This is a genomic window from Nocardia huaxiensis (assembly GCF_013744875.1).
In the GTDB taxonomy this organism is placed as follows: domain Bacteria; phylum Actinomycetota; class Actinomycetes; order Mycobacteriales; family Mycobacteriaceae; genus Nocardia; species Nocardia huaxiensis.
In genome coordinates, this window is record NZ_CP059399.1 from 2,800,307 (window position 1) to 2,826,400 (window position 26,094).

The 26,094-nt window shown below is 66.1% G+C and carries 28 protein-coding genes and 1 pseudogene; 18 read left to right on the top strand and 11 right to left on the bottom strand.

Going from position 1 to position 26,094, the window contains the following annotated elements; translation table 11 throughout:
• The first annotated feature begins 93 nt into the window (after positions 1 to 93).
• Complete coding sequence (locus H0264_RS12485; RefSeq protein ID WP_231087133.1) at positions 94 to 807, top strand: sigma-70 family RNA polymerase sigma factor; 714 nt, start codon at positions 94 to 96, stop codon at positions 805 to 807.
• Positions 808 to 815: 8 nt separating this feature from the next.
• Positions 816 to 1,085 carry a mycothiol system anti-sigma-R factor gene (rsrA, locus tag H0264_RS12490; protein WP_181585497.1) on the top strand — a complete coding sequence of 90 codons (270 nt, stop codon included), beginning with the start codon at positions 816 to 818 and terminating at the stop codon, positions 1,083 to 1,085.
• A gap of 92 nt (positions 1,086 to 1,177) precedes the next feature.
• Here rsrA and H0264_RS39315 read toward each other — a convergent pair whose 3' ends face one another.
• Positions 1,178 to 1,252, bottom strand: coding sequence for a 50S ribosomal protein bL37 (locus H0264_RS39315; protein ID WP_115061593.1), 75 nt, complete (start codon positions 1,250 to 1,252; stop codon positions 1,178 to 1,180).
• Between the two features lie 92 nt (positions 1,253 to 1,344).
• Here H0264_RS39315 and H0264_RS12495 point away from each other — a divergent pair, with 92 nt between their 5' ends.
• Positions 1,345 to 1,560, top strand: coding sequence for a biotin/lipoyl-binding carrier protein (locus H0264_RS12495; protein ID WP_181584105.1), 216 nt, complete (start codon positions 1,345 to 1,347; stop codon positions 1,558 to 1,560).
• A 121-nt stretch (positions 1,561 to 1,681) separates the two neighbouring features.
• On the top strand, positions 1,682 to 3,196 hold the full coding sequence (locus H0264_RS12500) for a sensor histidine kinase (RefSeq protein WP_181584106.1): 1,515 nt from the start codon (positions 1,682 to 1,684) through the stop codon (positions 3,194 to 3,196).
• Between the two features lie 254 nt (positions 3,197 to 3,450).
• Here H0264_RS12500 and H0264_RS12505 read toward each other — a convergent pair whose 3' ends face one another.
• Together H0264_RS12505 and H0264_RS12510 are read right to left on the bottom strand one after the other, a co-directional pair.
• The gene (locus H0264_RS12505) at positions 3,451 to 3,705 is read right to left on the bottom strand and encodes a WhiB family transcriptional regulator (RefSeq protein WP_011211115.1); all 255 of its coding nucleotides are present in this window, start codon (positions 3,703 to 3,705) and stop codon (positions 3,451 to 3,453) included.
• 258 nt (positions 3,706 to 3,963) lie between these two features.
• Positions 3,964 to 4,923 carry a diacylglycerol/lipid kinase family protein gene (locus H0264_RS12510; RefSeq protein ID WP_181584107.1) on the bottom strand — a complete coding sequence of 320 codons (960 nt, stop codon included), beginning with the start codon at positions 4,921 to 4,923 and terminating at the stop codon, positions 3,964 to 3,966.
• A gap of 55 nt (positions 4,924 to 4,978) precedes the next feature.
• Here H0264_RS12510 and H0264_RS12515 point away from each other — a divergent pair, with 55 nt between their 5' ends.
• Positions 4,979 to 5,386: a hypothetical protein gene (locus tag H0264_RS12515; RefSeq protein WP_231083043.1), complete on the top strand. Its 408-nt coding sequence runs from the start codon at positions 4,979 to 4,981 to the stop codon at positions 5,384 to 5,386.
• Between the two features lie 99 nt (positions 5,387 to 5,485).
• Here H0264_RS12515 and H0264_RS12520 read toward each other — a convergent pair whose 3' ends face one another.
• From H0264_RS12520 to H0264_RS12535, 4 genes and pseudogenes are all read right to left on the bottom strand, one after another.
• Positions 5,486 to 5,971: a GNAT family N-acetyltransferase gene (locus tag H0264_RS12520; RefSeq protein WP_181584108.1), complete on the bottom strand. Its 486-nt coding sequence runs from the start codon at positions 5,969 to 5,971 to the stop codon at positions 5,486 to 5,488.
• Between the two features lie 10 nt (positions 5,972 to 5,981).
• The gene (locus H0264_RS12525; protein ID WP_181584109.1) at positions 5,982 to 6,584 is read right to left on the bottom strand and encodes an acid phosphatase; all 603 of its coding nucleotides are present in this window, start codon (positions 6,582 to 6,584) and stop codon (positions 5,982 to 5,984) included.
• A 96-nt stretch (positions 6,585 to 6,680) separates the two neighbouring features.
• A complete protein-coding gene (locus H0264_RS12530; RefSeq protein WP_181584110.1) occupies positions 6,681 to 7,904 on the bottom strand; it encodes an Rv3212 family protein in 1,224 nt (407 codons plus the stop codon).
• Between the two features lie 1,880 nt (positions 7,905 to 9,784).
• Positions 9,785 to 11,198 (bottom strand): annotated as a pseudogene (locus H0264_RS12535) (DEAD/DEAH box helicase); the annotation flags it as partial.
• 477 nt (positions 11,199 to 11,675) lie between these two features.
• On the opposite strand from H0264_RS12535, the gene H0264_RS12540 reads away from it, so the two are divergent.
• Positions 11,676 to 12,710: an alpha/beta fold hydrolase gene (locus H0264_RS12540; protein ID WP_181584111.1), complete on the top strand. Its 1,035-nt coding sequence runs from the start codon at positions 11,676 to 11,678 to the stop codon at positions 12,708 to 12,710.
• A 6-nt stretch (positions 12,711 to 12,716) separates the two neighbouring features.
• Here H0264_RS12540 and H0264_RS12545 read toward each other — a convergent pair whose 3' ends face one another.
• Entirely contained in the window at positions 12,717 to 12,995 is a 279-nt protein-coding gene (locus H0264_RS12545; protein ID WP_181584112.1) for a hypothetical protein, read from the bottom strand.
• Positions 12,996 to 13,246: 251 nt separating this feature from the next.
• On the opposite strand from H0264_RS12545, the gene H0264_RS12550 reads away from it, so the two are divergent.
• A complete protein-coding gene (locus tag H0264_RS12550) occupies positions 13,247 to 13,951 on the top strand; it encodes a ferritin-like fold-containing protein (protein ID WP_181584113.1) in 705 nt (234 codons plus the stop codon).
• Positions 13,952 to 14,048: 97 nt separating this feature from the next.
• Positions 14,049 to 14,276, top strand: coding sequence for a DUF3107 domain-containing protein (locus tag H0264_RS12555; protein WP_181584114.1), 228 nt, complete (start codon positions 14,049 to 14,051; stop codon positions 14,274 to 14,276).
• Between the two features lie 134 nt (positions 14,277 to 14,410).
• Here the strand turns inward: H0264_RS12555 and H0264_RS12560 are convergent, their stop codons facing one another.
• Complete coding sequence (locus tag H0264_RS12560; protein ID WP_181584115.1) at positions 14,411 to 15,076, bottom strand: HTH-type transcriptional activator FasR; 666 nt, start codon at positions 15,074 to 15,076, stop codon at positions 14,411 to 14,413.
• Positions 15,077 to 15,586: 510 nt separating this feature from the next.
• On the opposite strand from H0264_RS12560, the gene H0264_RS12565 reads away from it, so the two are divergent.
• From H0264_RS12565 to H0264_RS12595, 7 genes are all read left to right on the top strand, one after another.
• Positions 15,587 to 16,561: a DUF3152 domain-containing protein gene (locus tag H0264_RS12565; RefSeq protein WP_231087130.1), complete on the top strand. Its 975-nt coding sequence runs from the start codon at positions 15,587 to 15,589 to the stop codon at positions 16,559 to 16,561.
• Between the two features lie 118 nt (positions 16,562 to 16,679).
• Positions 16,680 to 17,864, top strand: a complete 1,185-nt coding sequence (moeZ, locus tag H0264_RS12570; RefSeq protein WP_181584117.1) for an adenylyltransferase/sulfurtransferase MoeZ — start codon at positions 16,680 to 16,682, stop codon at positions 17,862 to 17,864.
• 152 nt (positions 17,865 to 18,016) lie between these two features.
• Positions 18,017 to 18,958 (top strand): RpnC/YadD family protein, encoded by a 942-nt coding sequence (locus tag H0264_RS12575; RefSeq protein WP_181584118.1) that lies wholly within the window; start codon positions 18,017 to 18,019, stop codon positions 18,956 to 18,958.
• Positions 18,959 to 19,152: 194 nt separating this feature from the next.
• Positions 19,153 to 19,476: a WXG100 family type VII secretion target gene (locus H0264_RS12580; RefSeq protein ID WP_244976168.1), complete on the top strand. Its 324-nt coding sequence runs from the start codon at positions 19,153 to 19,155 to the stop codon at positions 19,474 to 19,476.
• Positions 19,473 to 19,778: a WXG100 family type VII secretion target gene (locus H0264_RS12585; protein WP_181584119.1), complete on the top strand. Its 306-nt coding sequence runs from the start codon at positions 19,473 to 19,475 to the stop codon at positions 19,776 to 19,778. The genes H0264_RS12580 and H0264_RS12585 overlap by 4 nt, the downstream gene beginning before the upstream one ends.
• 36 nt (positions 19,779 to 19,814) lie before the next feature.
• The gene (locus H0264_RS12590; RefSeq protein WP_181584120.1) at positions 19,815 to 21,218 is read left to right on the top strand and encodes a deaminase domain-containing protein; all 1,404 of its coding nucleotides are present in this window, start codon (positions 19,815 to 19,817) and stop codon (positions 21,216 to 21,218) included.
• Complete coding sequence (locus H0264_RS12595; RefSeq protein ID WP_181584121.1) at positions 21,211 to 21,672, top strand: SMI1/KNR4 family protein; 462 nt, start codon at positions 21,211 to 21,213, stop codon at positions 21,670 to 21,672. The genes H0264_RS12590 and H0264_RS12595 overlap by 8 nt, the downstream gene beginning before the upstream one ends.
• A gap of 18 nt (positions 21,673 to 21,690) precedes the next feature.
• On the opposite strand, the gene H0264_RS12600 is transcribed toward H0264_RS12595, so the two are convergent.
• Complete coding sequence (locus H0264_RS12600; RefSeq protein WP_181584122.1) at positions 21,691 to 21,990, bottom strand: hypothetical protein; 300 nt, start codon at positions 21,988 to 21,990, stop codon at positions 21,691 to 21,693.
• Between the two features lie 377 nt (positions 21,991 to 22,367).
• Between H0264_RS12600 and H0264_RS12605 the strand changes: the two genes are divergently transcribed.
• The 3 genes from H0264_RS12605 (at position 22,368) to H0264_RS12615 (ending at position 24,415) form a co-directional block, all read left to right on the top strand.
• Entirely contained in the window at positions 22,368 to 23,258 is an 891-nt protein-coding gene (locus H0264_RS12605; protein WP_181584123.1) for a helix-turn-helix domain-containing protein, read from the top strand.
• Entirely contained in the window at positions 23,255 to 23,464 is a 210-nt protein-coding gene (locus H0264_RS12610; RefSeq protein ID WP_181584124.1) for a DUF397 domain-containing protein, read from the top strand. Before H0264_RS12605 ends, H0264_RS12610 begins: the two co-directional genes overlap by 4 nt.
• Positions 23,465 to 23,563: 99 nt before the next feature.
• Positions 23,564 to 24,415: a TIGR02569 family protein gene (locus H0264_RS12615; RefSeq protein ID WP_181585500.1), complete on the top strand. Its 852-nt coding sequence runs from the start codon at positions 23,564 to 23,566 to the stop codon at positions 24,413 to 24,415.
• Between the two features lie 123 nt (positions 24,416 to 24,538).
• On the opposite strand, the gene H0264_RS12620 is transcribed toward H0264_RS12615, so the two are convergent.
• A complete protein-coding gene (locus H0264_RS12620; RefSeq protein ID WP_181584125.1) occupies positions 24,539 to 26,008 on the bottom strand; it encodes an MFS transporter in 1,470 nt (489 codons plus the stop codon).
• Positions 26,009 to 26,094 lie beyond the last annotated feature (86 nt).

Genomic DNA, 26,094 nt, shown 5'->3' on the forward strand with positions numbered 1-26,094 from the left:
ACCCCGAATGCCGGTTTCCTGGCGCGCACTCCCTTCGCGGTAGATTCAATTGCTACGGCGATCGAAGGGATAAGCGTGACGAGCGACGACGACATGGCAGTCGATCGCCTGCGTGATGACGACTCGGACACGAGTGAGGGCATCGACGCCGGTGACGACGTGGCCGACGAGTACGAGGCCGGAGAGGCCGACGAAACCGGTGCGCGCAGCAATGAATCCGCCGCCGAACTGGCGCAGCGATTCGAACGCGACGCCCTGCCGCTGCTGGACCAGCTCTACGGCGCGGCGCTGCGCATGACCCGCAATCCGGCCGACGCCGAGGACCTGGTGCAGGAGACCTTCGCCAAGGCGTACCAGGGGTTCCGCTCCTTCCGGGAGGGCACCAACCTGCGCGCCTGGCTGTACCGGATTCTCACCAACACCTACATCAACTCGTATCGGAAGAAGCAGCGCCAGCCCGCGCAGTACCCGACCGACGAGATCACCGACTGGCAGCTGGCCTCCACCGCCGAGCACACCTCCCAGGGGCTGCGCTCGGCCGAGATGGAAGCCCTCGAAGCCCTGCCGGACGACGACATCAAGCGGGCCCTGCAGGAACTCCCCGAGGAGTTCCGGATGGCGGTGTACTACGCCGACGTGGAGGGCTTCCCCTACAAGGAAATCGCCGACATCATGGGGACTCCCATCGGTACCGTGATGTCCCGGTTGCACCGCGGCCGCAAGCAGCTGAAGGGGCTGCTGGCCGACGTGGCACGGGAACGCGGATTCAACCGATCGGGTAGCGCGCGTCAGGAGGTAACCCAGTGAGCGACGACATGGAAGACCTGGACTGCTCGGCGGTCCTCGCCGATGTGTGGCTGCTCCTCGACAACGAGTGCGACGAGAGCGCCAAGGCGCGGCTCACCGAGCACATCAACCGTTGCTCCCCGTGCATCGAGGCCTATGGCCTGGAGGAGAAGCTGAAGTCGCTGCTGAACCGCAAGTGTGGCGGCGAGCGGGCGCCCGACTCGCTGCGGCAGCGGCTCACCATGGAGATCCGCACGACCTTCACTCAGGTGGAGACGCGGATCGAGACGGCGGAGTAGCTCCGCGCGAAGACCCCTAGATACAGCACGAGCGGCACAGTTTCCAGTCGGAAACTCGTGCCGCTCAGTGCTTTCGGAGCTACAGAGTGAGCTCAGGCGTTCGGCCGCTTGCCGTGGTTGGCGCCATTCTTGCGGCGGCTACGCTTCTTACGTCCACGCTTACCCATAGGTAATCCTCCTTCTCGGTTCGAGACATTCTTTCACGCGGGGTCTGCTGTACCTTCAGCTGGTACGAGGTCCACCGAAACCTAGGGGTGTCATGGCTGAGGAAGTGCTTGCCGAGATGGTGTCCACCGTCTTCCAGATCGTCGCGAGCGTCGGCGACGAGGTGAAGGAAGGCGACACCCTCGTCATCCTCGAGTCGATGAAGATGGAGATCCCCGTCGTCGCCGAGGCCGCAGGCACGGTCACCTCGATCAATGTCAAGCCGGGTGACGTGATTCAGAAGGATGACGTGATCGCGGTCATCTCCTGACCTGCGCCGGATTCCCCACGGCTCCCGCGACATTCAGACCTGCCGGTCGGACGCATGTGCGCGAAGCCCCCACCGGCGTGGGAACATACACCCGACGTGGGTGCAGAGGAGCGTGGGTGGAATGTCGACACTGAGTGATCTACTGGCCGAGCACACCGATCTACCGGGTGCGGCCGTCGATCATCTGCAGCGGGTGGTCGGGGACTGGCAGCTGCTGGCCGACCTGTCCTTCGCGGACCTGCTGCTGTGGGTCGGCACCGGTCCGGTCAACGACGGCGCGGACATAGTGTGCGTCTCCCAGTGCCGCCCCACCACCGCGCCGACCGTGCATCCGGAGGACCGGGTCAGCACGCTGGCCACCAAGGACGCCTACCCGGAGATCTTCGAGGCGCTGCTCACCGGTGAGATCGTGCGCGTGGACGCCGACACCGAGACCACCGGCGTCTACCACCCGCATCCGGTGCACGCCATGCGCGAGGCCATCCCGGTGCGGGTCGGCGACGATGTGATCGCCATTCTCGGTCGTGACACCGACATGCAGCGCCGCAAGATGCGCTCGAGTCTCGAGATCGCGTACATGTCCTGCGCGGACGACCTGTGCCAGATGGTCGCCGACGGCACCTGGCCCGCGCTGGAGGACCGCACCGGTTCGCATTCCAGCCCGCGCGCCGGCGACGGTTTCATCCGCCTCGACACCGAGGGCATCGTGGTCTACGCCAGCCCCAACGCACTGTCGGCCTATCACCGCATGGGGTTGCAGAACGATCTGGTCGGCCAGGATCTGGCGCTGACCACGCGGTCGCTGATCACCGACCCGTTCGACGCGCAGGAGGTGGTCGGCGACATCCAGGCCGCCCTGGCCGGAAAGGCCGGGCGCAGAATGGAAGTCGAGGCCCGCGGCGCGACCGTGCTGCTGCGCACGCTGGTGCTGCGCCCGCACGGGGAACTCGGCGGGGCCGCCGTGCTGGTCCGCGATGTCACCGAGGTGAAGCGTCGCGACCGCGCGCTGCTGTCCAAGGACGCGACCATTCGTGAGATCCATCATCGCGTGAAGAACAACCTGCAGACGGTCGCGGCGCTGCTGCGACTGCAGGCGCGCCGCACCGAGAACGAGGAAGCCCGCCTGGCGCTGACCGAATCGGTGCGCCGCGTGACTTCCATTGCCTCCGTGCACGAAATGTTGTCCATGTCGGTTGACGAGGAAGTCGATCTGGACGAGGTGGTCGACCGCCTGCTGCCGATAATGGCCGACGTGGCGACGGTGCACACCGCGCGCATCAAGGTCCGTCGCGCGGGTTCGCTGGGGGTTTTCTCGGCGGAGCGCGCGACACCCCTGGTCATGGTGCTCACCGAGTTGGTGCAGAACGCCATCGAGCACGCCTTCGATCCCGGCGAAAACGGCGTTGTCACAATCCGTTCCGAGCGTTCGGCCCGCTGGCTCGACGTCATCATCAGCGACGACGGCCGCGGCCTGCCCGAGGGTTTCAGCCTGGAAGCCTCCGACCGGTTGGGCCTGCAAATCGTGCGCACCCTGGTTACCGCGGAATTGGGCGGCTCGATCGGCCTGCACCCGGGCGCGGATGTCGGCACCGACGCGGTTCTCCGAGTTCCGCTCGGCCGCCGCTCCGCCCGCTGAAATTCGGACACCGGCGCACCGAATAACCGCCCTCGATCATTGGTTCGAAAAGCGCCGGTCCCGCTCAACGGGAATTGTTTTGGAGCCGATACAAAGCTCTCCGTGTTTTTGCATTCGGAGGTTCGGGGCGAAGCCCCTGAGAGGCCGGGGAGAGTTCTCCAAACACACGAGAGCCCGGCACCTGTATTGGTGCCGGGCCGAATTGCGTTCGGGCCGAGGGCTGGGGTTCGGCCTGAACGCCTGTCGTCTGCTGGTTAGACGACGGTGCGGGTACGGGTACGCGCGTTGCGACGCTTGAGTGCGCGACGCTCGTCCTCGCTCATTCCACCCCAAACGCCGGCATCCTGGCCCGACTTGAGGGCCCAGGACAGGCAATCGGCGGTTACGGGGCAGCGAGCGCAGACCAGCTTGGCATCGGCAATCTGCGCGAGCGCAGGACCACTGTTACCCACCGGGAAGAACAGCTCGGGGTCCTCGTCGCGACAGATGGCCTTGTGGCGCCAGTCCATTCCTCTGCTCCTTTGCTTGGGCGCGCGCATGGCGCTGCCCCTCGGGTTTGTGGTCCGTTCACTTGTGCGACTCGAATGTTTCCGCACGGTTGCTTGTGAATGCTTTCACGAACACCGTAGATGTCAATAGATGTCCGGTGCACCGTGGGGAAGCTCACGCTGTAAGACCCCTACATGGGGGGCCTGCCGTGTCATTTGTACTCGGTCGAGCGGGTTTTCGCAGCACAACAGCGATTGTTCTCAGGTGTGTCGGGCCCGCTACGGCTTCGGCGCGACCACATCGAGGATATCCGGAACCGCTGTGAAATTCACCATGTTGCGTCGTCCGATGAAGTCGCCGTCGATTTGCAACCCGATCGGCTGCTCACTCGTGATCTTGACCGAAGGCACGTCGTCTTCACGAAACAAATTGTGGCCCTTGGGATTTCCCTTGGGGGTCAGCAACTGCCGGGCGATGTCGAGGGTGGCGAAGATCCCCATGGTCCGCATGGCAAACACCCCGAGACCGGTTTCGAAAGCGGTACCCGGGTTGGTGATCACCGGCGTGTTGTCGAGGTAGGTCCATGGACTGGCATTGGTCACGAATGCGTAATGCACTTCCGTGACCGGTTCGTGACCTGGAATCTCCAAGCGCACCTGCGGATCACGACGAGCGTTCCGGAAGAACTGTTTCACCGTGGTGCGCAGATACCGTGCGGGAGTAGCGGCTTTGCCATTCGCGCGCTTGGCGTCGATGGCCTCGCACACATCGGCGTCGAGCCCGACGCCCGCGCTGAAGCAGAACCAGCGATCGTCGGCGAGGCCGAGCCCGATGCGCCGATCCCCGAGCCGAGTATTCGGTTCCCCGTCGAGCGCGAGCAGATCGATCAGCTGATTGGTGGCATCCACCGGATCCGGCGCGATACCCAGCGACCGCGCGAACACATTCGCCGAACCGCCCGGAATGACACCCAGCCGCGGCAGCCATTCCCGCTTCGGCTGATCCGGCCGCGGCAGAAACCCGTTGATGGTCTCGTTCACCGTGCCGTCGCCGCCGTGCACCACGATCAGATCCATGCGCGTGTCCGCGGCCCAGCGCGCCAGTTCGGCCGCATGCCCCCGGTGTTCGGTGTGCGCGACGGTCAGCTGCGTGCGGCTCTCCAGCGCATGTGCGAGCAGATCGCGAGTGGCCGGAGTGGTCGAAGTGGCATTGGGGTTCACGATCAGCAGCGTCCGCACTCGAAGCAGCCTACTGGGGGATGTCGCAACGACGTACGGTCGTAGGCTTGGCAGCGTGGCTGAGCAGAACAGTGGAGGCGTGCCGGGGACCGTGCGGGGAGCGGGTGCGCTGGTGACCCTCGAGGGCGCGGTCGGCGTGATCGTGGCGATCGTGCTCGTCGTGCGCGGGTTGAGCGGCGCGGATCAGCATGTGGTGAACGGGTACGGGACGGCCGCGTGGGCCGGAATCCTGGCCGGTGCCGTGCTGGCGGCGGGCATCGCGCTGTACCTGGGCAAGCGCTGGGGCCGGGCGATCGCGGTGCTGGCGAATCTGCTGCTGCTGCCGCCGGCGTGGTACATGATCACCTCGCATCAGGCGTACATCGGCGTGCCGCTGGGGCTGGTCGCGTTCGCGGCGCTGGGGTTGCTGTTCGCGCCGGCGTCGAGCCAGTGGATGGCGGCGGGGTACGACACCTCCGAGTGAGGGCCGGCGGATCGGGTGGGACGGGGGCATACAGGGCGCTGAAAGCCCTGCTGACGGACTTTTGGACGTCTGTCCATCAACTCCCCGTCCCGGTCCGGTTCAGTCCTCCGCGTGGGCGGCCAGGCGGGGGAGCGCCGCGCCGGTGAGGCGGTAGCCGACCCACTCGTCCTCGGCCTTCGCACCGATCGACTCGTAGAAGTCGATGGACGGGGTGTTCCACTTCAGGACCGACCAGTCGAGCCGCGCGTAGCCCTGATCGACGGCCTCCTTGGCCAGCGCCGCCAGCAGCGACTTGCCCAGACCACGGCCGCGGGCCTCCGGCTTCACGTACAGGTCCTCCAGGAAGATGCCGTGCACGCCCTCCCAGGTGGAGTAGTTCAGGAACCAGATCGCCATGCCCACAACGCCTTCGGCGCCGGGGCCCTCCGCGACGTGGGCGTAGAGGGCGGGCTTGGGGCCGAACAGCGCGGTGTGCAGCTGCTCGGCGGTGAGGTGGCACTCCTCCCGCAGCTTCTCGTACTCGGCCAGGTCGTAGACGAGATCGACCAGAGCCGGGACGTCGGCGGGGGTGGCGCGGCGGATCATGGATCCCCTTTCACAGGTCGTCCAGGTGAGCAATCAGATTGTGCGCCCGCAGCGTACGCGCATCATGATCGTGGCCGAGCACGCTGACCCCGGCCGTGGACATGAAGAAGCGGCGGCCCTCGCGCACCTCGAACTCCAGCCAGCGGGCGATCAGGGCGCGCGAGAAGTGGCCGTGGCCGATCAGGACCACGTCCCGATCCCGCAGTGCCGGTTCGACTTTCGCGAGCGCGCGGTCGGCACGGGCGGTGACCTGCGCGGCGGTCTCACCGCCGGGGGTGACGCCGGTCCAGATGGTCCAGCCGGGATCGTGCTCGCGGATCTGCACGGTGGTCAGGCCCTCGTAGTCGCCGTAGTCCCATTCGGCCAGGTCCTCGTCGACGCGGTCGACGCTCAGGCCCGCGAGTTCGGCGGTGTGGGTGGCGCGCTGCCGGGGGCTGCTCACCACGAGGGGGTCGCGCAGGCCGAGACCGGCGAGGATCTTGCCCGCCTCGCGGGCCTGGGTCTCGCCGCCGGGCGTGAGCGGGAGGTCGGTGCGGCCGGTGTGCCGGCGCGCCTGCGACCACTCGGTCTCACCGTGCCGGAGCAGTACCAACCGGAATTCGGGAGCGCTCATGTACTGATCATGCCGGACCGAACCCGGCAAAGGGCGCAGTGGGCGGTGTGCGCGGCGACACCGCGACGGCCGCCGGGTCCGCTCGCACGGGGCCGGTCAGTTCGCGCCGACGGCGTACAGTTCGGTGCCGCGGCGTTCCAGGATGGTCGGGCCGACCGCCGAGAGGGTGATGGGCTCATTGTGATAGTCGGTGCGGGGCAAAGGGATTCGCGCCGTCTGCGCGCCGGTGGCGGGATCCAGGGCGGCGAGGCCGTCGGCGACGGGGACCAGCAGCTTGCCCGACATCAGGGTGGGGGTGCCGAGCACGTTCGGAATGCCCCACAGTGGGTCGAAGGTGGTGGTGTTCAAGGCGACCAGGCTGTCGCCGGTGAAGACGAAGTAGGCCGAACTCAGATGCGAGACGATTGCCTTGTCCGACATCGGACCCGAAAGCTGATGCGTGGCAATGCGTTTGCCGGTGTGATCGTAGACGGCGAATTGCGGTGCGCTGCTTTGCGTTCCGGGTAGGTAGAGCACAACCCGGCTGTCCGACACCGCGAGCACCCGCGCCCCGTTCACCGTGCCGCCCGGCTCGGCGAGGATATGCGAGCTGTACTCCTCCGGCGTGGTGCTGTCCTTGGGCGCCGGATTCAGCACCGTGAGCCGATCCGCCGTCTCGTTGGGGCAGCGTTCCAGCACGGCTAGTCGGCTCGCCCCCGAAACCGCCGACACCAGTTCGCATCCCGTGCGCGGCTGGGTGCGCGGATTCACCGGTGCGTCCACATACCCGTATTCGAGGGTGCGCACCAGGTCCGACCGCCACATCTCCAGCCGATCCTTGCCCAGCGCAAGCACATACGTGCCGTCCGCCGACATGGTGATCGCGTCGTCCATGTAGCTGGACCGCGCCGTCAGCCGTGATCCGCTCTCGGCATTGAGCAGCGTGGTCTGACTGCATCCGCGGTCATCCCGATAGGTCGCGATGACCGTTCCGAACTGCGACTCCACCCCGCACAGTGGTAGATCCCGCTGATACTTCCAAACCTGTTCCCCCGTAACCGGATTCCGCCCGGTCACGGTATTGCCGTCCGCGGTCACGGCCACCCCGCCCACCCCGATGGCCCGGAACGCGGCCGTATCCGCCGCATGCCACAGCTCTTTGTACTGCGCCGGCAGCTTCTCGGGCGTGGGCGGCGGCGTCAGCGTCTGCGTGGCGGTCACCGACTGGGTTCCGCGCACGCCACTGTGCCACCACACGAACGCTGCCGCGATCGCCACCAGAGCGGCGATCGCGACAGCGGTCAGTACATCGGCGCGCGTCCGCCGCTCAGGTGCGAGCACGACAGCGAGACTAACCGATCCGCGCGACTAGGCGGACGCCGCAATAGCGGTGTCCGTGGCCACCGCCCCGGATTCGCCCTCCACCTCGGCCTTCCGCCGCCGCGGCCGCCGAGCCGCCGGAGCGGCCTCGGCCACGACCTCACCGGCGCCGTTCGCGGCCGATCCGGCATCGGCCGCACCCGCCTTACGAGTGGCGGTGCGACGCGTCCGGGTCGCCTTCGGAGCGGCCTCGGCCTCCGACGCGGATTCGTCCGCCGGAACGCCATTACCGTTCGACTCGGGCTGGGCCTCGGCCGCACCCGCGGCCCGGCGTGCGCCCCGTCGCGCCCGAGCGGGAGCGTCGGCGGCAGTCGCCGCTACCTCGGCGGAACCGGCCGCGGCCGAGCCATTGTCGACCGTCGCGGCGCTCTCGTCGGCGGTCTTCTTACGGGCCCGCGTCGCCTTCTTGACCGGAACCTCCGCGGTGGCCGCTTCGCCCGGTTCGGCGGCGGCCTCGGTGGCCTTCACCGCGCGACTCGTCCGCTTCTTGGCGGTGGCGTTCGCGGCCTGGTCGGCAACGGTGTCGGTGGCCGGAGCCTCGGCTGCCTTCTTGCGGGCGCGGGTCGCCTTGACCGGCACCTCGGCGGTAGCGCCCTCGCCGGGCTCGACCGCTTCGGCCGTGGCTTCCGCCGCGGTCTTGGTGCGACGGGTCCGCTTGGGGGCCGTGCCATTCGACGACTCCGCGGCGGCGATGGAAACCTCGGCGGTGTCGACCGCGGTCGACGCGGCTTCGGCCGAGCCGTTCGCGATGGCCTTCGTCGTGCGGCGAGTCCGCTTCGGGGCGGTGCCGTCCACGGCTTCGGTACCCGAACCATCGGCGGCTGTGGTGGGCGCGTCGGTGGCCTCGGCTGCCTTCTTGCGCGTCCGGGTGGCCTTCTTGACCGGCACCTCGGCGGTGGCGGCCTCGCCGGGCTCGACCGCGTCGGCTGCCTTGGTGCGGCGGGTCCGCTTGGGAGCGGCGCCATTCGACGACTCGGCCGCCTCCGCGGTGACCACGGCCTCGGTCGAGCCTTCGGCTACGACGCCGTCGGCGGCCTTCGTCGTGCGACGAGTCCGCTTGCGGGGCTCGGGCTTCGCCTCGTCGGCGGTTTCCGTCACGGCGACGGAGGCCGGCGCGACCTCGGTGCTTTCGACTGCCGCGACTTCGACGGCTTCCTTCGCGGCCTTGGTGCGGCGTGCGCGTGCCGGTGCCTTCGCCGCGACCGGCGCTTCGGCGGCAACGGCCACGTCGGTGCCGGTTACCGCGTCCGCCACTACACTGCTTGCGGCAGTAGTGGTTTCAGCCGCGGTCGCAGCGCCGACGCCCGGGGCGGTCACGTCAGCGACCGTTTCCGGGGTACCGGAATCGATACCGGTCGCCTCGGCGGCCGCGGCCTTGCCGCGACGGGTGCGCGTACGGCTCCGGGAGCCGGTTTCCGGGGTTTCTGCCGAATCCTTAACGGCGGCAGTGCTTTCCGCTTCCACCTGGCCGGTGGACACCGGGGCTGTCGCGGTATCGGCTACGTCGGCCGCGGGTGCGGCGGCAACGCCGTCGGTCGCTGCCTGCGCGTTGCCGTTGGTCACGGCCTCGGCGGAACCTCGGCCCCGGCGGCGGTTGCGTTTGCGGCGGCTGCTTCCCTCCGTCGCCGGTGCGGTCTCCGTGCTCTCGACGCGCGTTTCCGTATCGGATTCGGTTGTCGTGCTGGTGGTTTCGGTGGTCACCGCGGTGGTGTTGTCACCGTTGCCACGGCCGCGACGGCGGCGGCGCTTGCGGCGGCCGGGCTTGTCGGCGTCGCTGTCGGCGGCCGAATCACCCTGGGGGGAAGTCGATTCCGTGGTGGTCGTGGTCTCGACGTCGGCTGCCTGGCCGCCACGCGTGCGGCGGCGGTTGCGCTGGCGGGGGGAGCGGGATTCGCGTTCCACCACGACGGCGTCGGCGTCGCGTTCCGGCCGCTTGGTGCGGACGGTGCCGGTGACGCCCTCCGGGATGCCGAGTTCGGCGTAGAGGTGCGGGGAGCGCGAGTACGTTTCGACCGGTTCGGGGATGCTCAGATCGAGCGCGGAGTTGATGCTGGACCAGCGGTTCAGCTCGTCCCAGTCGACCAGGGTGACCGCGACACCGGTCTTGCCCGCGCGGCCGGTGCGGCCGATGCGGTGGACGTAGGTCTTCTCGTCCTCGGGGCACTGGTAGTTGACGACGTGGGTGACGTCGTCGATGTCGATGCCGCGGGCGGCCACGTCGGTGGCGACCAGCACGTCGATCTTGCCTTCGCGGAACTTCTTGAGCGCCTTCTCGCGGGCGATCTGGCCGAGGTCGCCGTGCACCGCGCCCACCGCGAAACCGCGGTCGGCGAGATCGTCGGCCACCTTCTGGGCGGTGCGCTTGGTGCGCGCGAAGATCATTGTGGCGCCGCGGGTTTCGGCCTGCAGGATGCGAGCGACGAGTTCGCTCTTGTCCAGCGCGTGCGCCCGGTAGACGAACTGAGCGATGCGGTCGTGCACGGCGGAGTCGTGCGGCTCCTCGGCCCGGATGTGGGTGGGCCGGTTCAGGAAGGTGCGGGCCAGGGTGATGATCGGGCCGGGCATGGTGGCCGAGAACAGCATGGTCTGCCGCTGCTCGGGAACCATATTGAGAATGCGCTCGATATCGGGCAGGAAGCCCAGGTCGAGCATTTCGTCGGCCTCGTCGAGCACCAGCACCTGCACTTTGCCCAGGATCAGATGACCCTGTTCCGCGAGGTCCAGTAGTCGCCCCGGGGTGCCCACGACCACGTCGACGCCGGCCTTCAACGCGGCGATCTGGGTCTCGTAGGGCCGTCCGCCGTAGATGGCGTGCACGCGCAGCGGAGTGCCCTGCGCGTTCTTCAGGAACTTGCTCGCGTTCTCCAGGTCCTCGGTGACCTGCACGCACAGTTCGCGCGTCGGCACGATGATGAGCGCGCGCGGGGTCCCGTCGAGGGGGATGGTGCCGGACCCGGCGGACGCCACCCGGTGCAGCAGCGGCACGCCGAACCCGAAGGTCTTGCCCATGCCGGTGCGGGCCTGGCCGATGAGATCCTCACCGGCCAGCGCGAGCGGCAGGGTGAGTTCCTGAATGGCGAAGGTGCGTTCGATGCCGATGGCGTTCAGTGCGCGGACGATTTCCTCGCGCACGCCCAATTCGGCGAATGTCGGAGCGGTGTGGGTGTCGTCGAGTTCTGCGGTCAGCAGCGTGTCGGCCACACCCGGTTCCTGCTCAACAGTGATCTTGCTCAGGTTCTTGCCTTTCCTCGTTATCGCGTCTCGCGCGCACGAGGCGTGGGGCGGACCCGGTCGGTCCGCGACGACCACTTGATCCGTTCTCGCCGCTGCGGGATGCCGTCCGGTTCTCTGCCGGATTTCTTGGCATCTACCTGGCGCGGCGCATTTGCTGCGGATCGGAGTGCGCGCACATTTTCCATGGACTGCGGGCATCGGAGCCCGGGCTCGCGGTCGTACCGGCAAACTCGTTCGGGCGAAAATTTCCGCTGTCCGCGGTGATTGTAGCGTGATACGGTCTTCGCCCCGATTTCCGGCACCGCCATCGGTGAGCGTTATTGCGCTGGTGGACGGGATCGCCGGGATTCGCACGGGTTGCGTGCGCTCCTTCGCATCGGCGTTAATGATTGTGCCGCAGCGCAACTCGATCACGACGAGGTCGCGCCGCCGGGCCCGTACAGTTGGATTGCTCACATAGGTGTTACACCGTGTATCGGCATGTGCGAAATTGTGCGAGTGAGCTTGGCAGAGACCGTGACGACCGCGGCCCGCAACGCGTGGGCCCTGACCTTCGGCGATGGCATCGGGGCCCCCGAACCGACGCCCTCGACCGTGCTGTCGGACGCGCCGCATCAGGAATTGCGCCGCTACGACGGCGCATCCGCCGACGATCCGGCCGTGCTGCTGGTGCCGCCGCTGGCCGCCCCGGCCTTCTGCTTCGACCTGAGCCCCGAGCAGAGCATGGCCCGCTTCCTGCTCGACTCCGGTCGCGCGCCCTACCTGGTCGACTACGGCGACATCACCTTCGACGACCGCGCCATGGGTTTCGAAACCTGGATCGACGACATCCTGCCCGAGGCCATCCGCCGGACCTCCGCCGATCGCGGCGGCCGCGCGGTGGATCTGGTGGGCTGGTCCATCGGCGGCGTGCTGGCGCTGCTGACCGCGGCAGCCGATCCGACGCTGCCGATCCGCTCGGTCACCGCGGTCGGCGCGCCGCTCAGCTACGACCACATGGTCGGCGTGAAAGAGCTGCGCACGCTGATGAAGATCGACGGCGGCCGCACCGCCACCGCCGCCATCCGCGCCATGGGCGGCGTGTCGGCGAAGATCACCCGATTCGCCTACCGCGCCACCGCGTGGGATCGGGAACTCAAGCGGCCCTTCTTCATTGCCACCAATATCGCCGACACCGACACGCTCGCACGCATGCAGGTGACCGACCGCTTCCAGAATTCCCTGCCCGGTTACCCCGGCCGGTTCTACAACCAGCTGTGGGGCCGGTTCATGCTCAACAACGACATCGGCAAGGGCGTTGTGCACCTCGGCGATCGCCGCATCGCCCTCGCCGACGTGAATGTCCCGGTCCTGCTGGTCGGCGGCCCGAACGACGCGATCACCGCCGCCGCGGCCGTGAAACACGGCCTGAAGACGCTGACCGGTTCCCCGGACGTGCGGTACGAGACCGCACCCGGTTCGCACCTCGGCATCCTGCTGGCCGCCGACACCACCTGGACCTACCTGGACAAGTTCCTCAGCGACCAAGCCTGAGCGGGGTCACACGTTCGGGTACGGCCGCAGGGCCGGCCACGACTGCGGATTCAACTGTCCCAGTGTGTATTTCGTGAGCATGACGTCCACGATCTGCCGGGCGATGAGCTGATACACGGCCTCGGTCGGATGCGCCAGATCGCTGGTCGTCATGGCCCGCCGCAGGCCCGGGTCGGGCATGTTCTCGGCCATGCCGAGGTAGCGGACCGGGCCGTGCTTCTGCGGCAGTTTCTGCAGTTCGAATTCCTTCGCGTGGTCGAAGACGTGCTGCATGAAATCGGCCATGGCCAGCCCAGCTCGGACGTCCGGTCGGAGGCGGCGATGGCTCCGCCCTCGGCGAAGTCGGCGCTTTCTTGCCGTCGCTGTAGCGGCCGATCTCGTTGGTGCGCATCATGCCGCCCGCGCGGGCGAACATGCCGGTGGGCGCTTCGCGTTATGAAGTGCCGCAAGCGCTTACGAACACATCGAGGGTACGCCGCCGGTGTGCCCGCCGATGGGTGAATGGTCCCTCTCGGCACGGGCTAGGGTGGAGTCTCATGGGAGCAAATTCGTCTACTGCGCTTGGCTTGGGAGAGGGGTCGGCAGACGGTCGCATTGCCGCCGCCCACCCCGGAGTGACCGACCTGTTCGCCGTGCTCGCCTACGGTGAGATCTCCGCTTTCTACCGTCTGGCCGAGGAGGCCAAACTCTCGCCGACGCTGCGCGGCAAGGTCGCGGTCGCCAAGATGGCGGCCAACGAGATGGAACATTTCAAGACCCTCGAACTGGCGCTGGCCGATCGCGGCGGCGTGGACGTCTTCGACGCCATGGCCCCGTTCGTGCGCGCCCTGGACGCGTATCACGACTCCACCGACCCCTCCACCTGGCTGGAATCGATGGTGAAGTTCTATGTCGGCGACGGCATCGCCGCGGACTTCTACACCGAGATCGCCGGCGCCCTGGCTCCCGAGGTCGCCGATGTGGTGCGCGATGTGCTGGCCGAGACCAGCCACTCCGAATTCGTCATCGAGGAGGTGCGTACGGCCGTCGCGCAGAACCGCTCCGAGCGCGACCGGCTCACCCTGTGGGGACGCCGCCTGCTCGGCGAGGCCATCACGCAGGCGCAGTATGTGATGGCGCAGCGTGACGATCTGACCGAACTGGTGCTCACCGCGACCGGTGATCTCAATGGCATCGCGACGCTGTTCGAGCACATGCAGGCCAGCCATGCCGAGCGCATGCGGGTGCTGGGGCTGGGCTGATTGTTCGCTGACAGCGCAGGCTACTGCCCGCCGCAAGATCGGCCCGCTGCGCTAGCGTTGGCACGACAGCACAGGACTCTAGGTTCGGAGGTTGGCCGTGGAGGTCAAGATCGGCATTTCGGATAGCCCGCGTGAGCTCGTCATCAACAGCTCGCAGACCCCTGCCGAGGTCGAGGCTCTCGTGACCGGCGCGCTGCAGGGCGATGGCGGCGTCGTGGCGCTGACCGACGAGAAGGGCCGTAAGTTCCTCATCCAGGCCAGCAAGGTCGCCTACGTGGAGATCGGCACCCCGTCCTCGGGCCGCGTGGGTTTCGCCGCGGTCTAGCCCGGCGCTCGGGAACTCTCAGGGGCTCCGCCCCGGGGAATTCCGTCGGGGCCGGTAAGCCACCCCAAAACCGACAATTGCCCCGCCGAATCATTCGGCGGGGCAATTGTTTTATGTAGTTCGGGGACCGCGCGTCAGTCGATCGGGTGCAGCGGGACGTGCTTCAGGCCGCCCCAGCAGAGGGCGACGGTGGTGTCGACGGCCTCTTCCTTCGGGATCGGGCGGTCGGCCTCGAGCCAGTAGCGCGCGCTGAACTGGCTGGCGCCGACCAGGCCGACGGCGAGCACGCGCGCCCGGTACGGGTCGAGGCCGGAGTCGTGGGCCACGAGGTCGAAGACGGCGTCCACGCAGGCTTCGGTGGCCTGCTCGACGCGGCGCTGCACCTGCGGCTCATTGGTCAGATCGGATTCGAAAACCAGTCGGAAGCCCTGGGTTTCGTGATCGACGAAGTCGAAGTATGCCTGCACGGCGGCACGGACGCGCTGCTTGTTGTCGGTGGTGGAGCGCAGCGCCTGGCGCACGCTCGACACCAGGGCGTCGACATAGTTCTGCAGGACCGCGAGGTACAGCTCGAGCTTGCTGGAGAAGTGCTGGTAGAGAACGGGTTTGCTGACGCCCGCGCACTGCGAGATCTCGTCCATGCCCGCCGAGTGATAGCCCCGCTGTACGAAGACCTCGCCGGCGGCGGCGAGTAGCTGCGCGCGTCGCGCCTCGCGGGGCAGGCGGGTGCCGCGCTTAGTCGGCGCCATGGCCTCGGATGCCAAGCGGTGCGTGGTCATCCGGTCCACGAGGTCAGTCATTCCGATCTCCCAGTTGATTCCCGGCGGGAAGGATGTCACCGGGTATCCACCGAACGATACTCGCTCGGGCTCCCGATGCCGATCCAGGTTCCGAATATTGGTGTGCTGGATGTTCCCGATCTGTTCGGGAAACGCACGGTGTCGATATACCTCCGCAGGCGCGGAACGTTTCGTTGATTATGCGAGGCGGGTCACAGAAGTGGAACACATGTGCCGATTTGTGAGATGTGCCGCTTTTCTTACCGGATGCCTCGAACGAGTACGGGTTCGCCCCCCGCCCCTGAGTGTCACGGCGCCCTCTGTGAGACTCTGGTGATCGTGACCGACCATGGGGGCAGATACACCGGTGGCCGTGATTCACGCCGTCCGGTCGGAACCGGGGCGTCGCGGACGGCCGGTTCCAGGCGGCGCGGAAGACCCACGGGGCCGGTCTACGATCCGCTCGGCCTCTACTCCGAGCAGAACCCTCCGCCCACCGGCCCCGCCGCTCCGCCCGGCACTCTCGATCGGCTGCCGGAACCGGCTCAGCTGCCGGAACCGCATCAACCGCTGCGGGCGCGCTGGGATCCCACCGCACCGCCCGAAGGCGGGCCCGCCCGGCCGCGGCCGGAACGGGAGACCAAGAAGCAGAGCGCGCTGGGCCGTTTCGTCTCCGCCTACGGCTGGCGGGCGTACGCGCTGCCGGTGCTGCTGGTGGTGACCGTGCTGGTGGTCGTGGACGCCGTGCGCGGGGACGGTGGAAGTGTCACGGGGGTGCCGACTTTCGGCCGGCTGAGTGAGCGCGGGGACACCTCCGGCGTCTACGGCGCACCCCCCAAGGGCGACGGGAAGTTCGCCGCCGACCTGCCCACGGGCGCGGTTCCGGGTGGCGGTCCCTTCACCGAATCCGGCAAGGGGACTTGGCATGTGGTGCCGGGAACCACCGGCCAGGTCGGCACCGGCTCGGAACACGTCTTCACCTATACCGTCGAAATCGAGGACGGTGTCGACACTTCCGGGTACGGCGGTGACGACGCGGTCGCCAAGATGGTGGATGCGACGCTGTCCAATCCCAAGAGCTGGACTCATGATTCGCGTTTCGGATTCAGGCGCCTGGATGCCGGTGACCCGGATTTCCGGATTTCGCTGACCTCGCGGCAGAGCACGCGCAGCGCGTGCGGATTCGAGATTCCCATCGACTCCTCCTGCTACAACTCCGATTTGGACCGCGTGGTGATGTCGGAGGTGCGCTGGGTGCGCGGCGCGCTGGCCTTCGAGGGCGATATCGGCTCGTATCGGCAGTATCAGGTGAATCACGAGGTCGGTCATGCGATCGGCTATCACCAGCATCAGCCGTGTGATTCCGACGGCGGGCTGGCGCCGATCATGATGCAGCAGACCTTCGGCACCAAGAACAACGACATCGCCAAGCTGGATCCGGACGGCGTGGTGCCTTCGGACGGGAAGACCTGCACCTACAACGCGTGGCCGTATCCGCGCGGCTAGCCCTGACGATTCCCCGGTGGCGGCTGCCACCTACGCTTGGGAAGAACGCTCCGAGTCGTGGTGTTGCACGTATGCGCCGCGAGTTTTCGGCGAATTCGATTCTGAGGAGTCCGCACACGTGTCAACGCATAAGCCCCTGCCGCCCCTGGTGGAGCCGGCCGCGGAGCTGACCAAGGACGAGGTCGCCCGCTACAGCCGTCACCTGATCATCCCCGATCTCGGGGTCGACGGGCAGAAACGTTTGAAGAACGCGCGCGTGCTGGTGATCGGCGCGGGCGGCCTCGGTTCCCCGGCGCTGCTGTATCTGGCCGCCGCCGGTGTGGGCACCCTGGGCATCGTCGAGTTCGACGAGGTCGACGCCTCCAATCTGCAGCGCCAGATCATCCACGGCGAATCCGACATCGGCCGCTCCAAGGCCGACTCGGCGCGCGACTCCATCCTGGAGATCAACTCCGGAATCACCGTGCAGCTGCACAAGATTCGCCTCGAGCCGGACAATGCGGTCGACCTGTTCCGCCAGTACGACCTGATCGTCGACGGCACCGACAACTTCGCCACCCGCTACCTCGTCAACGACGCGGCGGTGCTGGCAGGCAAGCCCTACGTCTGGGGCTCCATCTACCGTTTCGAGGGCCAGGTCTCCGTCTTCTGGGAGGACGCCCCCGACAACCGCGGCATCAACTACCGCGACCTCTACCCCGAGGCCCCGCCGCCGGGCATGGTCCCCTCCTGCGCCGAAGGCGGCGTGCTGGGCGTGCTCTGCGCGTCGATCGGCTCGATCATGGTCACCGAGGCCATCAAGCTCCTGACCGGCATCGGCGACCCCCTGCTCGGCCGCCTCATGGTGTACGACGCACTCGACATGACCTACCGCACCATCAAGCTCCGCCGCGACCCCGACCGCCAGCCGATCACTGAACTCATCGACTACGACGCCTTCTGCGGCGTGGTCTCCGAAGAGGGCCAAGCCGCCGCCATCGGTTCGACGATCACCGCCCGAGAACTCAAAGACCTCCTCGACGCAGGCAAAGACATAGCCCTGATCGACGTCCGTGAGCCCGTGGAATGGGACATCGTCAATATCGAAGGCGCGACCCTGATCCCCAAGGACCGCATCCTCTCCGGTGAGGCCCTGTCCACCCTCCCGCAGAATCGCCCGATCGTCCTCTACTGCAAGACCGGCATCCGTTCGGCGGACTGCCTCGCTGCCCTGAAGAACGCCGGCTTTTCCGACGCGACTCACGTGCAGGGTGGAATCACGGCCTGGGCCAACCAGATCGACACCTCCCTGCCCACCTACTGAACCTCCGCCGAAGACTCGGGTCCGACCGATCGCCGAACCCGAGTCTTTTTGCCCTGCAAGGGAATACCTGTCGGACATGCCCAAGAAGCGACAACCCGGGCATGTCCGAGGATTCTGGAACGTCTGTTCGATCGGCCGTTTAGCGTCGTCGTGTGCCGTCCATCCGTCACGAGATCTCGCTGCAGTTGTTGCGTCATCGCGCCGAGGTCGCCCCGCTCATCGCTCGGACGGTGCTCGGTGTGCCGGTTCCTGACCTACCCTGCTGGCGACCGGGCCCGGAGACGGTGACATTGCTGTCTCCGGGTGAGCTGCACCTGGATCTGGTCCTGGTCGGTTCGACTGCCGACAAACCAGAGTTCGCGGTCATTCACGAGGTCCAGAACTCCTGCTGCGCTTCCGAACTCGACCGCATCGCACTCAGCTGGCCCGCCTATGTCACACACGTGCGACAGCGACTGGGGTGTCCGGTGGTGTTGCTGGCGTTCTGTCCCTCCGAATCGGTCGCGGGCAAGATCTCCACCCCGGTGGAGACCGGACATCCCGACTTCGTGTTCCGGCCCCGCACCTACTGGCCCGGCATGCTGCCCGCGATCACCACCGTCGCCGAAGCCGACCAATGGCCGGAACTCGCGCTGCTGTCGGCACCGGGGCATCTCGGTGACAACGAGCGACACAGAGTGCTCGCCATGGTGCTCGAGGCGATGCAACGCCTCGAGCCGGACTGGCGTGTCCACTACCATGACTACATCAGCAAATGCGTACCCGCCCGGTACCGGAAGGAGTGGGAGGACCTCGTGGCCATGGCGATCGAGAACTACCACTGGGAAAGCGATTTCGCCCGAGAGCATCAGGCCATCGGCCGAGCCGAGGGCCGCGTTGAAGGGCGCGCCGAAGGGCAGGTGGAGGCGCTGGCGGGGTCCGTTTTGCGGATTCTCGAGCGGCGCGGGCTCGACATCGACGAGGCCGTTCGCACACGGGTCACAGGCTGCTCGGATCTCGCGCAATTGACGCGCTGGCTGGATCTGGCGCTGGTGGTGGATTCCGCCGAGAAAATTCTCGAATCAGGGACGCACCCACGGGGCAAACCGCACTAGCAGGTCCGCCGACCGCGGAATCGCAGCCTGCGTCAGCAGGCCCTCAGCCCGCGAGGCCGAGCCAATGCGATGGAACGGTCGTGCGCCCGAACTGGCAGTCTTCCCATCGTCCTTCGTTGTGGAGGTGCAGTAAGCTGCCGCACGAACATGTAGAGCAGGACTGCGGCGGATGGAGCGCCGTGGAGGGGGCGGGCGTGGCGACAGAAGCGGGTGGCACCGGTACGTTCGGGGTGATTCCGGACGATGTGCAGGGTTTCGGGCGTGCAGCCTATGCGATCGCTGAGGAATTGCGTTCGGCTTCAGCCAATCTCGACACCGAAGTGCAGGGGTTGATGGCTACCTGGAAGGGTGCTGCAGCCGATTCCTATCTGGTGGGGTGGGATGAGATGCACAGCGGTGCAATGGATGTGTGGGACACGCTCTTCGCACTGGCAGAACGGCTCGGAATCACCGCCGAGAATTATCGCGATGCCGATACCGCCTACTCGGCGGCCGTGTCTTCGCTGGATCTGCCATGAGTGGGGTTGCGGGCGAAGGGTTCTCGGTTGATCTCGAGCACCTGGACTCGGTGACGGCGCGGATGCGTGCGTTGAAGAGTTTCGTCGTCGATCAGCTCGCGGCATTGGACGCCAAGGCGAACGCGGTGATGCCGACCTGGACCGGTGAGGCCGCGACCGCCTATCAGGTCGCGCACCAGGAATGGGCCGACGGCGCGACCGACGTCCAGGACGGGCTCGCCGTTTTGGAGAAAGCCGCGCAGACCGCCCACGGCAACTACACCGGCGCGATGGCCGCGAACCTGAAACGACTCGGGTTGTAAAGCGTTCCGTTCCAAAAGCTTTCGGGGATCTGGTAGATGAATCTCACGTTCGGCGCGTACTACGCCGTTGGCGAAGCGTGTTTCGACCTGGCCGATGCTTTGCAGACCGCGTTCACGACCGAGACAGCCACGCTGAACACCTGCGACGGTATGGCCGGTATGGACGAGGAGGGCAAGTCGTGGGCCACCGACTACGACACCCGGGTCAGCGAGCTGTTGACCCTGGTCGCAGACCTCGGCGAGGGTGTGCAGAAGCTGGGCCGGGTGGCTGTCCAATGCGGCTACGACCTCTACCTCGCCGACTACAACAGCATCGTCAACCCTGTCGGGCAACCGGCCGCGATGCCGACGATGCCAATTGTCGAGCGGCGATTCTATGGCGCACCGTGCAAAGCCGGAACCTCTCCACAGGGCGGGCTGCGTGACGCGGCGGACGATGTCATCGGGCTGGCCAACAAGGTCGGGATCGCGATCCCGGACGGCGACACCGACCAACTCGATGCCGCAGCCGCTGCGTGGAATCGGTTGCAGAACAACTACACCGCGAACTTGTCCTCGGTCCTGACCAACGCCGCCACGGTGATGGATGGCTGCGACGCCGACGACGCCCGCGCGATCGCGGAGAAGTTGCGTGGCCTGCAAGGCGTTGTCGACGACGTCCTGGCAGCTTGCGGCGAGCTGTCGGCGATGTGCACCGAGTTCAAGGACGCACTTTGGACTTTGCGCAAACAGATGCTGTGGAGCATCCTCGAGGAGCTCGGCTGGAAGGTCGCAGAAAAATTCGCCCTGACGGTCGCCAGCTCATTTCTCACCTTCGGCGCTTCCGCCGTGATCGGTGCCGCATCGATCGCGACCACCGTACTCGAGTATGCGGCCAAAATCGCCGACAAGGTCCGGGACTGGCGAAAGCTGAGAGCACAGGCCAAAGCGGTACGAAAGCAACGCGACCTGGGAGACTCTCAACGTAAGGCCAACGAAGCGAAGAACCTCGATGATGATCCATCATCTGGCAAGGGTGACGGCAAAACGCAAGGAAAGCTGCCGGAATTCGACGGTAAGCAGGAAGCTCAAGCTGTACGTGACCGGCTCGCGGCGAGCGGTCAGACCATCGCAGGCACCAGGAACGTAGCCGTGACTCGTGGACAGATCGATGGTCAAGATATTTCGTTGGATGCAGTCAGTGGAGGGAAAACGCCCGATGGAACGGTGGGTACGCCGAAAGAGCCGATGTTCAACCCAGTCTCTGAGGATGGGTCGGTAATTCGACCGACTGATTCTGAATACAAAATACTGGAAAATCTTGGACAACAACTCCGACCCGATTCGAAAGGTTCCATCAACTTGTACACTGAGCGAGAGCCTTGCGGCGCATGCCTGAGTGTGATAGAGCAGTTCAGGGCAAAATTTCCTGGAGTGGAGGTGAACGTAACCCATGGTTAGCTTTGAGCATGTCGAAGCGATGAAGGTCCTGTGTCGCGAACTGCTGGCCTCTGGAATTGCGACGGTCGATGAAATAGAAGGATGCTCTGCGTCCGAAATTGGTGAGGTAGTTTCCGCTGCGGCGCAATTCCCTCTCCCTGACGAGTACCTCGCATTCCTGCGGGTACTGGGTAAGAAGGCTGGAGCGCTGTTCAGGGGTACCGATCTATTCTTCCCGACGTTGTTGGAGGCGAAGGAAGCCGCTCTCGATATTGCTGAAGGACCTGATGAATCTTTGAAGCTGGAGGATCGCTTCTTCTTTGGCCATCATCAAGGCTACAAGGTGTACTTTTTCGAGTTGGGATCACCGGCTGTGTTCGCTTACCAGGAAGGGCATCCGGAGGTTGAGTTGTTGGCAGATTCATTTCTGAAGTTTTTGCAGCATGCGCTTGAAGTGCGTAAGTCCTTGATCTGAATGGGCTGAATTCTCCGCCTAATTGCAGTGGACGGTGTTGCTTGTGATGACGTCTTCGACCGGTTGTCCCGCGCCGCCTGGGGATTCGGTGCCGTCGAAGATTGCGTCGAGGATGTCGGCGCGGTCGAGGGTCGCGGGGATGCGGTGTGATGCGCGGGCGCTGAGGATCACCGCGTGTAGGACGGCCGCGTAGACCCGGGTGCGTGGCACGGTCAGACGCCACCCTCGCCGTTCGCACTCGAGCAGCCGGGTGTCGACTGCATCGAGCACATCCGCGATGACCTGAATCTCGATGTGGTCGGGGTCATCGGAGGGCATGGCGACCTCCGAGAAACAGTGTTCCCCAGCCGAATACCGCGATTCGCAATACGTCCAACAAACGCTCGCGGGTCGTTGCCGGTCTCCGGGCGGCTCGGCGGGCTGGTGCCGTGTGCCTGGCGGGGGTGGGCTGCCGCTTCTCGCGTTCGATGATTGCTTGTGCGGACCACGGATTCGGTTTGCTGCTCCACATCGTCGTTCTCCTCGTGATCGGGAGGTTGCGGTGTGATCAGGAGACCAGCGGATTCGGATGGGAACAAGCAGAATCGGACGTTTCACTCGGGTTGGTTCAATCGGCCAGGGCGTGGTTCGCGTCCGGCGTATGGTCTGTTCCGCGGTAGTGAGTGCTTCGTTCCGAAAATTCCGGGGATGCGAACATGACCAGTGATGACGAGCCGTCGACGCTGCCGCGACGGCAGTTGGGGCGATTTCTGCGTGAAGCCCGCGACAGCTGCGGGCTGTCCATGGATCGGGCGGCGCATTTGGTGGAGCTGAGTAAGACCGCCTTGCATCGCATCGAGACGGGCGGGGTGAAGAAGCTTCGTATTCGCGATATTCGAGCGCTGTGTGAGGTGTACGAGGTAGCGCCTGCGGATACCGATCGGGTCGTGGAGCTGGCGAAGCAGGCCCAGGTCACATCGTGGTACACAGCGTTCAGGGGTCTTTATGGTGATGCCACGTTCAACATGTATGTCGGTTTGGCCGCCTCTGCACGTCAATTGACGGCTTATCACGAGATCGTGCTGGGTTATCTGCAGACCGCCGACTACGCGCGTGCGCTGATCAGTGGGTTCTACGTGGACAGCAGCGTGGAGGACATCGACCGCCGTGTCGAACTGCGGATGAAGCGGCAAACGATCATCACGCGAAGAGCTGACCCCGTCAAACTCGAACTGCTGCTGCATGAATCGGCGCTACACCGCATGGTGGGCGGCCCGCGAGTAATGGCTGCGCAGTTGCGGCACTTGGCAGAGGTCGGCAAGCTGCCCAATGTCTCGCTTCGAGTGCAGCCCTTCGCTGGCGGATGCACCAGGGGCCTGTTGCATGGACCGTTCGTGATCCTCGAGTTCGGGGTCGATGCCAAGGTGCGCCCGATCGAGCCCCCGCTGGTCTACCTAGAGGGCGCCGGAAAACCCGACATCTACATGGAGAACGGTGACGACGTGCGGCGCTACCATGAAATCGCCTCTGCTATAAGGGAAACGGCCTTGACCGAGACCCAGACACGAGACCTGCTGCGGCAGGTGGCAAGGAGTTACGCGGTATGAGCACCGATCTGTCTGGGGTGCAGTGGTTCAAGAGCAGCCACAGCAGCGGCCAAACCGATTGTGTAGAAGTGGCGTGGTTGTCCGAGGGCATGGTCGGTGTGCGCGATTCGAAGAATCCCGCCGGCCCTGTGTTGACCTTTCGCCCCGGTGAGTGGGATGCGTTCACCGCCGGTGTGGTGGGTGGGGAGTTCTCGAGTCCCGCCTGATCGGATATCGGGGGAGCAACAGGACAATTCCGACCGAGCGGGCGCTCGGTGTGGCTTCCATTTCGGAAGTTGTTGCGGCGGTACCGTACGCGCGTGACCATGACTGCTGTGGAACCTCCCGAGCACGTGCGCTCGACCTTCGGGTTGCGCGAGGTCGTGCCGGATCCGCTGGGGAACTGGGACGGCGGGTGGCTGTGCGGGGATGTGGTGTTGAGTCCGGTGACGGATCATGCGCGGGCCGCCTGGTCGGCCAAGGTGCGGGAGACGTTGCGGGTGGACGGGCTGCGGCTGGCGCGGCCGGTCCGGGCCACCGATGGGCGATACGTCGTCAGTGGGTGGCGGGCGGATACCTATCTCGAAGGCGTGCCGGAGCCTCGGCACGATGAGGTCGTGTCGCTGTCGTTGCGACTACATCAGGTGACGGCGAAGCTGGAGCGGCCGCGGTTTCTGGTGCAGGCGCCGATCGCGCCGTGGGTGGATGTGGATGTGTTCGCGGCGGCCGATCGGGCCGCGTGGGAGGCGGTGCCGTTGCGCAGCCTCAAGGTGGGGGGCCTGCTGCCGGCCACCTCACCGGACGGGGAGCGGAGTTTGCAGCTCATCACGCAGCTGTCGACGCTGCGTAAGCCGGTGACGAGCCCGGCGCAGCTGGTGCACGGAGATCTGTTCGGCACGGTGCTTTTTCACGGTTCGTTCGCACCGGGGCTCACCGACATCACGCCGTACTGGCGGCCTGCCTCCTGGGCGGCGGCGGTCATCGTGGTGGACGCGCTGTCGTGGGGCGGAGCCGACGACGGGCTGGCCGAGCGCTGGCGGGATCTGCCGGAGTGGCCGCAGATGCTGGTGCGGGCGGTCATGTTCCGGCTCGCGGTGCACGCGCTGCATCCGCGGTCGACGCCGGAGGCGTTTCCCGGGCTGGCGCGCACCACCGACATGATTCGCCTATTGCTGTAACGGCATTCAGGGATCGAACGCGAAAACGACTGTCGCGCCGAGTGGATGAGAATCACTCGGCGCGACAGTCTTTTGGTGGGCGGGTGCGACGAATACCTGCCCAGGACTTACCTGTTCGCGGGACTAGACGTTGGCGTAGGCCAACGAGGGGACGCGGCTGACGGCGAACGAGGAGCGCAGGTAGAACCACCAGGTGGCGCCGGCCATGGCGAGGAAGACGACCGCGTAGGCGGTGAAGGCCGGGTTCATGCTGCCGAAGTTGATGTTGGACAACCGAAGTGCCTGCTGCACGAGCCAGCCGCCCGAGGCGCCGATCGCGCCGATCACACCGATGGCCGCACCCGCCTGCCGCTTGGCCGAGATGAGGGCCTCGGCCGGGGTCTGGCCGGTCTCGGAGGCGCGGCGCTTGGCCTCGGCGCTGAAGATGGACGGGATCATGCGATAGGTGGAGCCATTGCCGATGCCGGTGAGAACGAACAGCAGCAGGAAGGCGGTCAGGTAGAGCGGGAAGCTCTTGGCCGCCAGCGCCGCCATGATCAGCAGGGTGGACAGCGACATGCCGCCGAAGACATAGAGGGTGATCTTCGCGCCGCCGACCTTGTCGGAGATGAAGCCGCCGAAGGGACGGCTCATGGAGCCGACGAGCGCGCCGAGGAAGGCGAGGTTGCCGATGGTGCTCATCCAGCTGATCTTGGCCAGATCCGGGAAATTGGCCTTGAGCAGCGTCGGGAAGGCGAACGAGAAGCCGATGAAGGAGCCGAAGGTGCCGATGTAGAGCACCGACATGATCCACGTGTGCCGGTTGGTGAGGGCCAGCTTGTAGGACTTGCCGTCGGATTTCGCGCCGGAGATCGAGTCCATGTAGCGCAGCGCGCCGAACATGGCGACGAGGATGAACGGAATCCACATGAGCACGGCGAGGGTGATGCCGAAGCGGTAGCCGCCCGGATCCTTGGCGAAGATCATTGTGCCCAGGGTGATGACCAGCGGCACGAACAGCTGGGTCTGTGCCACGCCGAGGTTACCGCCGGCGGCGTTGATGCCAAGGGCCGCACCCTTTTTCCCCTCGGGGAAGAAGAAGTTGATATTCGCCATGGACGACGAGAAGTTGCCGCCGCCGACACCGGCGATGGCGGCCAGCAGCACGAACACCCACATGGGCGTGCTCGGCTGGTTCACGAAGTAGGCGATGCCGATGGTCGGGACCAGCAGCATGGCCGCGCTGAACACCGTGAACGCGCGCCCGCCGAAGCGCGGCACCGCGAAGGTGTAGGGGATGCGCAGGGCCGCGCCGACCAGGGTCGGGGTGGAGGTGAGCAGCAGGGCGTTGGAAACCGCGGTGGGATTGCCCTTTCCGAGGCCGGCGAGGAAGTCGAATCCGGCCGCGCCCATGGCGGTGACGATGGAGCCCCAGATAACCCAGACGCTGAAACCGAGATTCTCCGCGAATACGGAGAAGATCAAGTTTTTGCGGGCTGTTTGTTTACCCCCGTTTTCCCAGAATTCGGTGTTGTCGGGTTCCCAGTCGTCGAGCCAGCGGCCTCGCTTCTGGTACTTGAAGCTGGTCGTTTCCGGCGCGGCTGCAGTTGCCATGTGCGCTTCCTCTCGAGATGACGACCGCCCCTCATCGTGATCTCCGGATGGTGAATGTGGATCCGGAGGGATCCCTAGCGGTCGCA